Origin of the sequence: Eubacterium ramulus, assembly GCF_003122485.1 — a bacterium.
In the GTDB taxonomy this organism is placed as follows: Bacteria; Bacillota; Clostridia; order Lachnospirales; family Lachnospiraceae; genus Eubacterium_I; species Eubacterium_I ramulus_A.
Window position 1 is genome coordinate 1 of record NZ_JRFU01000143.1, and the last position, 6874, is coordinate 6874.

Sequence of the window (6874 nt, forward strand, 5' to 3'; positions counted from 1 at the left end):
CGCTGACCAGAATCACGCACCAAGTCTCACGTGCGTTCGACTTGAATCTAAAAGGAGAAGCACATGACCACAAAAACATTAGAATATTTTCTGGTAGTAGTAAAACATTTGAATATTTCAAAGGCGGCGAAGGAGCTTTTTATCAGTCAACCGGCACTGAGCAAACAGATCAGCCAGCTTGAGGCGGAACTGGGTGTCAGTCTGTTTGACCGGACAAAACATTCTCTGAAACTAACGTATGCGGGGGAAGTATTGCTGTCAGAGACAAATGAACTGTTTAACAAGCGGGAGGAACTTTTGCAGCGGGTGCGGGCAGCAGGAAATGTATCGGAAAATGATCTTCATTTGTGCCACATGCCGGGGGCATTGAATTATCATGTGGCAGACGTGTTGGCGCAGTTTCAGAGCCGGTATCCGGAAATTGATCTGAAGCTGACCGGAAGTCTGCCAAGTCAGATTTTTTCTGACTTATTAAATGGAAAAATTGATGCGGGAATCATTCTGGCAACGACGACCACCTGTCCGGAACCTTTGCAAATGCAGACGTTGCATGAAGCACAGCTTTCACTGGCAGTTCCGAAGGGACATAAATATGCGGATTATGAACAGATTTCTTTCCATGATATTTCCAACGAAACACTTTTGTATCTGAGTGAGCAGGAAGCACCGGTACAGCATGCGTTGCTGCCATTTTTCCTACATGGAAGTCATCGAGATTATCACAACAGGATCGAATATCTGCCAAATATGGAAACGGTTGTATCGCTGGTGCGGGCGAATCGCGGAGTGGCGTTTATCGCGCGGGATTACTGTGCCGCATCGTTGGAAAACCTGATTTTGATACCGATCGCCGATGCAATGCCGATTTCTTTAAACCTGGTGTATAACCCAAAACATATATCCGGGCAGTTGAAGAAATTGCAGAAAATGATGGGGGATTTGTCATGACAATTACGAAAAATATGCTTCTGTATTTTATCCGGGATATGGGAATCACCATTTTAGGGGAAACAAAGACGGAACAGCAATTTGCAGGAATCAAACACTGGATTCCGGAACGGGAAGATCTGAGCGATGAGTATTTGTATTTATGTGATGGCGCGCATATTCCGGAGAAAACGCAGATATTATCGCAAACGGTATGTATGCTGGTGATTTTTTCACAAAAGGAAGCCGGTCAGAAAAATCAGGAACAGCGAAAAGAATGGAGACAGTTTCATAATAATCTGATCTGTATCGAGACGGAAAAATCAGTGCCGGAAGTCATGAATGCACTGGTGGAAATTTTTTACCGCCTGGTTGAATGGGACAAAAATATGCACATTGCGGCGCTGGAAGGAAAGGACGTGCAGGAGCTGATCGATATCAGTGAGCCGGTTCTGGAATATCCGATGATCGTATTTGATGCAAGTTTCGATGTGCTGGCATATACAAAGCATTGCGAATCTCATTACAAGACCTTTTGGGAAACCGTGCAGCAGGGATATACGGATGCACATACCATGGAGCAGCTGAAGAAAAAGCAGATTTTTTCCCAGATACGGGAAGGAGAAATGTTGATCGCGCCGTCAGCGGAAAACGCTGGCACGAATATTTATCTGCAGTTTTTCAGCGGACAGACGCTGCTTGGCTATACCTCTTTTTTCTGTGGGGATCATTCACCGGAAGATGGATATCTGGATCTGGTCCGCATGTTTATGAAAAATATGTCTTTTTATTTGCAGCGCAATTATGAAAATCAGAGACATGGTCGGATGATGTATGAGACATTTCTGGCAAACCTGCTTGGAACGGCAGAAATTCCAGAGGACCGTATCACGGAGCAGGTAAATATGATCGACGGACTGGAAGAAACCGGCTATTTTGCTCTGGGAATTCTTGATTTTTCCAATCAGGAAAATGTGCCGCTGAAGTTTCTGGCGCGTCTGTTGGAGCGGCAGTCCTGGGAGATCAAACCGTTTTTGTATGAGAAACATATTTGTCTGCTGAAATACAGCAAAGTACCGTTGCATCAGGAAGTGTTTTTCAATGAAAAGGAGCTTGGGATTCTGCGGCAGCTTCTGGAGCAGTATCAGTACCGCATCGGGATCAGCAATATTTTTAATGAGTTAAGGTGTCTGCGGGATGCGTACACACAGGCGGTGTTTACTTTGTCATGGAATGAGAATGTTTTGCAGAAAACAAAGGAGCAGGTGATCTATCAGTATAAGGATGTGGTGATGTATCATCTGTTTTCAAGGATGGAAGATGAAATGAATCCGAGGGCGATGCAGTCGGAGTTTTATCGTGAGGTGGCAAAGTATGATCGGGAGCATCACAGTGCATATGGAAAAACGGTGTTGTGTTATCTAAAAAATGACTGCAGTGCAACACGCACATCAGCAGAACTTGGAATTCACCGAAATACAGTGCGGAATGTGATTCAGTCGGTGGAAGAAAACTATGGCATTTCGCTGGATGACGCGGAGGAAAAGATGCGGTATATTTTGTCGATGCAGATAGAACAATACCTTAGCTGAGTGCAAAATGCACAATTGTATTCTTGAAAATACATATGATTTATGCCAGATGAAAGGTCAAATAGAAAAGCGTTATTGATAAAATCTCCTTAATAGGTGTTCGAAAAAAGAGCAACAGGTGAAGGAGGTTTTATTTTTATGAGGTTAAAAACAGATCTGGTAATCATGGGAAGTGGTATGGCAGGAATTTCTGCAGCAGATGCAGCCCTTGCCCGTGGAAAAAAAGTAATGGTATTTGAGAAGAAACCGTATCAGGGTGGAGCAGTTTCCAACTGTCCGATCGCATACTTAAGTATTCGAAATGACAAAGATTTTCAGAATACAGCATTTCATTTATTGTATGAGTATTCTAACTACAACGCAAATCCATCCGTGATCCGTCAGTATGTAAACAATTCCTGGAGAACAAAAGAGTATATTGAGCGTCTTGGAATTAAGATGATCCAGACACAGAAACTGGAGCTTGAGGATATCGGAAATCCGAAATATGCAGATGGATTTCCGCCGGCGATCATGGCACATGGTGATTTTTATCTGGTTCCTGGTCGTGGAAAAGGACACGGCGGTGCGCTGATCTGTTTGAATGCCATGAAAGATATCATTAAACGTGGCGGACAGTATATGCTCAACACACCGATCACAGATATTCTGGTGGACGAGAACGGAAAAGTAAATGGCGTAAAAGCTGTAAATAATGAGACAAAAGAAGAAATCGAAGTGGAATGTGAAGCAGTCATCATTGCCAGCGGCGGAATTATGGAAGACCGTGAGATGATGAAGAAATATACCGGATTTACATTTACTGATTATAACTGTTCCGGTGACGGAAATGTGCTGTTTAACTGCTATCCGAACTCCGGTCAAACCGGTGACGGACAGAAGCTTGCATGGAAACTTGGCGGCGCACAGAGCGCGATCGCTGTATCCGGACACAATCTGGTTCCTGGACCGGGCATCGTGGCAAGTTCTCCGTGGATCGTATACAACGAGACACGTACCATTCAGGAGCAGCCGTATCTCTGGGTAAACAAAAACGGCGAGCGTTTCATTGATGAGAGTATTTCCAACAACCATATGGCGATCAGCACCGGTATCGCTAATCAGCCAAACGGTGAGAGCTATATCGTATTTGATGAGGATACCCGTCGTCATCTGGAAGAAGATGGTGTGGACTACATGTATTTCATTTTCCCGGTAGAAAAACTGACGGATATTCCGGGACAGTTTAAGACACTGATCAACGAAAAAGGCAACAAACACGTATTTATGACAGATACGATCGAGGAGCTGTGTGCACAGTCTGGCATCGATCAGGCAGGCTTAGAGGAAACACTGGATCGCTACAACGGATATTGTGATAATGGCGAGGATGAAGAGTTTGGAAAAGATGCAAAATATCTCCGCCCGGTACGCAAAGGTCCGTTCTATGCAATGCGTGTTTTCTGTGCAGGTTATGACACCATTGGCGGTATCAAAGTAAACGGAAAAATGCAGGTTATCCGCGAAGACGGAAAAGCAATTCCGGGACTTTACGCAGCCGGTGACAATATGATGAGCGAATTTTACGGAAACCCGCCGACAGGTGGAAGTGCAGGTGCTTATTTTGCAATGCCGTTTGGTTTTGCTGCAGGAGACAGTGCTTGTGATTATCTGGAGAAAAATGCATAATTGAACAGCAGATGAGTTGTGAAAACAGCATTTTAAAAGTTTTGGTATATTTTGAAAAATAAAGTTGGAGGAACGGAAAATGAAAGTTGAAATAAAAGAATATTGTGTTCGGTGCGGTATTTGCGTAGGTCTGTATCCAGAGTTGTTTGCACATAATTTTGACAAAGATTGTATTGATGTGAAATACGATGAACTTCCGGCAGAACTGGAAGAAACTGCGAAAAATGCGGCACGTGATTGTGCGGTGACAGCGATTTATTTGAAAAAATAAATCATATGCTAGGGTGGCAAATTAAACAAAAATGATGTTATTTCAGGAGTTGAAAAATCAGGTTTTTGACTCCTGATTTTTGATATAGCCAGAAAATACAAGGGATGTAGCAGAAAGATGGGGTTTATGCAATTTGTACAGAAAAAATTTTGTGATAAAAACGGGCATTGACGGTGAAAGAAAGGCATTATATACTGGCTACACTTTATAAATGTCATGACGAATGCATTCTCAGAAATGAATAAAAGAAAAATAACAAAATTGACAATATGGTATATGTGCCATATAATATAGGGGAATACATATGACAAAATTTGAAGTTATTGCATATGAAACAGAGGACGGAGATAATCCTGTAGAAAAATTTTTAGATAAGCTTAATCCAAAAATGAGAGCTAAGATATGTCAAGAAGACACAAAAAACACCTGTAGCAGAAATACAATTAGCAAAAGCGCGACGAGAAGACTATATGGAAAGGATGAAGAAGGTATGAAAACATTAAATGAAATGTTGGAAAAACAGATGAATGATGAAAACTTTCGAAAAGAATATGAAGAAATGCAACCGGAGTTTGATGTAATTAGAGCAATTGTAGGTGCACGTACTTCTCAAAATTTAACACAAAAGGAATTAGCAGAACGTACAGGGATTGATCAGGCAGATATTAGCAAACTGGAAAATGGAACAAGAAATCCATCTGTTAACTTGTTAAAAAGATTAGCAGAAGGAATGGGGATGGTGTTAAAGATTGAATTTGTACCAAAACAGAAAGCATGATGTTTTGGAAAGACGAATCAAAAATATCAAAATAAAATCTGCCTCCCCCGAAAAAGAATGAGAAAAGATAAGGGGGAGACAGAGCAGGAGTAAAGATGTCTTTTGTAATAGGGATAGGATGAAGTCCTATTTAGTTGTGCAAAATAAGGCATCTTTTTTGTTTTATATATATCTAACAATGATATATAACATAGAAACAGTAATAACGATCAATGTTGCCGGAATGGAGTACTTGCAATACTGCTTCCAGGAAATATGATGACCGTTTTTGGATGCAACGGCGATGCCAACGACATTCGCAGAAGCACCGATCGGAGTTGCGCTGCCACCGATGTCAGTACCAAGGGCAAGTGTCCATGCAAGGACGGACAGATCTGCACCGGAAGTTGCAGCAAGGCTTTTGATGATCGGGATCATCGTAGCCGAAAATGGAATATTATCAATGATCGCGCTTGCTACAGCGGAGATCCAGATAATAATAATTACGATAAATGTGATATTTCCACCACTGATCGCATGAATAAAGGTTGCGATCAGTTCGAGAATACCGGTTTCTTCCAGACCGCCAACGACTACAAATAAGCCGGTGAAAAATACAAGTGTCGGATAATCAACACGTCGCAGGATTGCTTTGCTTTTCTTACCTGCTGTGATGCAGGTAGCAACCGCGGCAATGATGCCGATGGTGGAAACTGTTAAACCGGTCTGACCATGTGTTACCAGCAGAATTACGGCACAGAGGAAAATCACAGTGCTGATGATAAAAGCACGTTTATTTGTGATGGCACTCTGCGGTGTCGGCATTTTTTCGATTTCTTCTTCGGAAAGATTTCGTTTACCAAGTTTTTTACGAAAACACATGTAAAAGAAGAAAATCATCAATACCAGACAGATGATTGCGATCACACCGGTATTGGTCAGGAAATCGGTAAAGGTATAATGCAGAGCCGTTCCGATAATGATATTTGGCGGATCGCCGCACATCGTGGAAGAACCACCAAGGTTCGAACAGAAGATTTCTGCGATAATGACCGGAATCGGATCAAACTGCAATAGTTTACTTTGGGTAATTGTGATTGCCGCAAGGAATAAAATTACGGTAATGCTGTCAATAAACATGGACAGGACAAAGGCAAGGATCATAAACATGATAAAAATCTTTGTCGTGTTGTATCTGACTGCTTTGGCAATGGTCAGGCAGAGCCAGGAGAAAAATCCGGAAAGTGCCATTCCTTCCACCATGATCATCATACCAGCGATGAAAATGATGGTCTGCCAGTTGATTCCTTTTGTGCTTTCTGTCGCTTCCGCCCCCGCGCGCCAGAAATCAACAGATGTAAAAGTTTGAAAGTTCAGGGTGTCCCAGAGTGCAGTTGCACTGTGCATACAGACACCAAAGACGAGAATGATAGTCGCGATGCTGCAGATGGTCGTGGCTATGTGCCGTGGGATTTTTTCCGTGATGATCAATGCAAACATGATCAGGAAAATAATAACGGCTGTGATTTGTGCTGCCATAAATACCTCCTCAAATTTTGTGTATGCGGTAGTAAGCCAGAACCGTCCCAATCACGTTCTGAATATACCATATACTACATATGTAAAAAGCCCCTGCTATCATTATGTCTTAAAAGAACT

At 42.3% G+C, this 6874-nt stretch carries 6 protein-coding genes; 5 read left to right on the forward strand and 1 reads right to left on the reverse strand.

Annotation, left to right across the window (positions count from 1 at the left end; translation table 11 throughout):
* The first annotated feature begins 63 nt into the window (after positions 1–63).
* The 5 genes from LG34_RS12350 to LG34_RS12375 all read left to right on the forward strand — a co-directional run bounded on the left by LG34_RS12350 (position 64) and on the right by LG34_RS12375 (position 5236).
* On the forward strand, positions 64–948 hold the full coding sequence (locus tag LG34_RS12350) for a LysR family transcriptional regulator (protein WP_109216341.1): 885 nt from the start codon (positions 64–66) through the stop codon (positions 946–948).
* Positions 945–2519: a PucR family transcriptional regulator gene (locus LG34_RS12355; RefSeq protein WP_109216342.1), complete on the forward strand. Its 1575-nt coding sequence runs from the start codon at positions 945–947 to the stop codon at positions 2517–2519. Before LG34_RS12350 ends, LG34_RS12355 begins: the two co-directional genes overlap by 4 nt.
* 138 nt (positions 2520–2657) lie before the next feature.
* Complete coding sequence (locus LG34_RS12360; protein ID WP_109216343.1) at positions 2658–4187, forward strand: FAD-dependent oxidoreductase; 1530 nt, start codon at positions 2658–2660, stop codon at positions 4185–4187.
* Positions 4188–4266: 79 nt separating this feature from the next.
* Complete coding sequence (locus LG34_RS12365) at positions 4267–4458, forward strand: ferredoxin (RefSeq protein WP_109216344.1); 192 nt, start codon at positions 4267–4269, stop codon at positions 4456–4458.
* A gap of 490 nt (positions 4459–4948) precedes the next feature.
* Positions 4949–5236 (forward strand): helix-turn-helix domain-containing protein, encoded by a 288-nt coding sequence (locus LG34_RS12375; RefSeq protein WP_109216345.1) that lies wholly within the window; start codon positions 4949–4951, stop codon positions 5234–5236.
* 162 nt (positions 5237–5398) lie between these two features.
* Here LG34_RS12375 and LG34_RS12380 read toward each other — a convergent pair whose 3' ends face one another.
* Complete coding sequence (locus LG34_RS12380; protein ID WP_109216346.1) at positions 5399–6754, reverse strand: SLC13 family permease; 1356 nt, start codon at positions 6752–6754, stop codon at positions 5399–5401.
* Between the last annotated feature and the right edge of the window lie 120 nt (positions 6755–6874).

Bases quoted from the DNA above. Each gene is read 5' to 3' on its own strand.
- LG34_RS12350 (WP_109216341.1), top strand. From the start codon at position 64: ATGACCACAAAAACATTAGAATATTTTCTGGTAGTAGTAAAACATTTG.
- LG34_RS12355 (WP_109216342.1), top strand. From the start codon at position 945: ATGACAATTACGAAAAATATGCTTCTGTATTTTATCCGGGATATGGGA.
- LG34_RS12360 (WP_109216343.1), top strand. From the start codon at position 2,658: ATGAGGTTAAAAACAGATCTGGTAATCATGGGAAGTGGTATGGCAGGA.
- LG34_RS12365 (WP_109216344.1), top strand. From the start codon at position 4,267: ATGAAAGTTGAAATAAAAGAATATTGTGTTCGGTGCGGTATTTGCGTA.
- LG34_RS12375 (WP_109216345.1), top strand. From the start codon at position 4,949: ATGAAAACATTAAATGAAATGTTGGAAAAACAGATGAATGATGAAAAC.
- LG34_RS12380 (WP_109216346.1), bottom strand. From the start codon at position 6,754: ATGGCAGCACAAATCACAGCCGTTATTATTTTCCTGATCATGTTTGCA.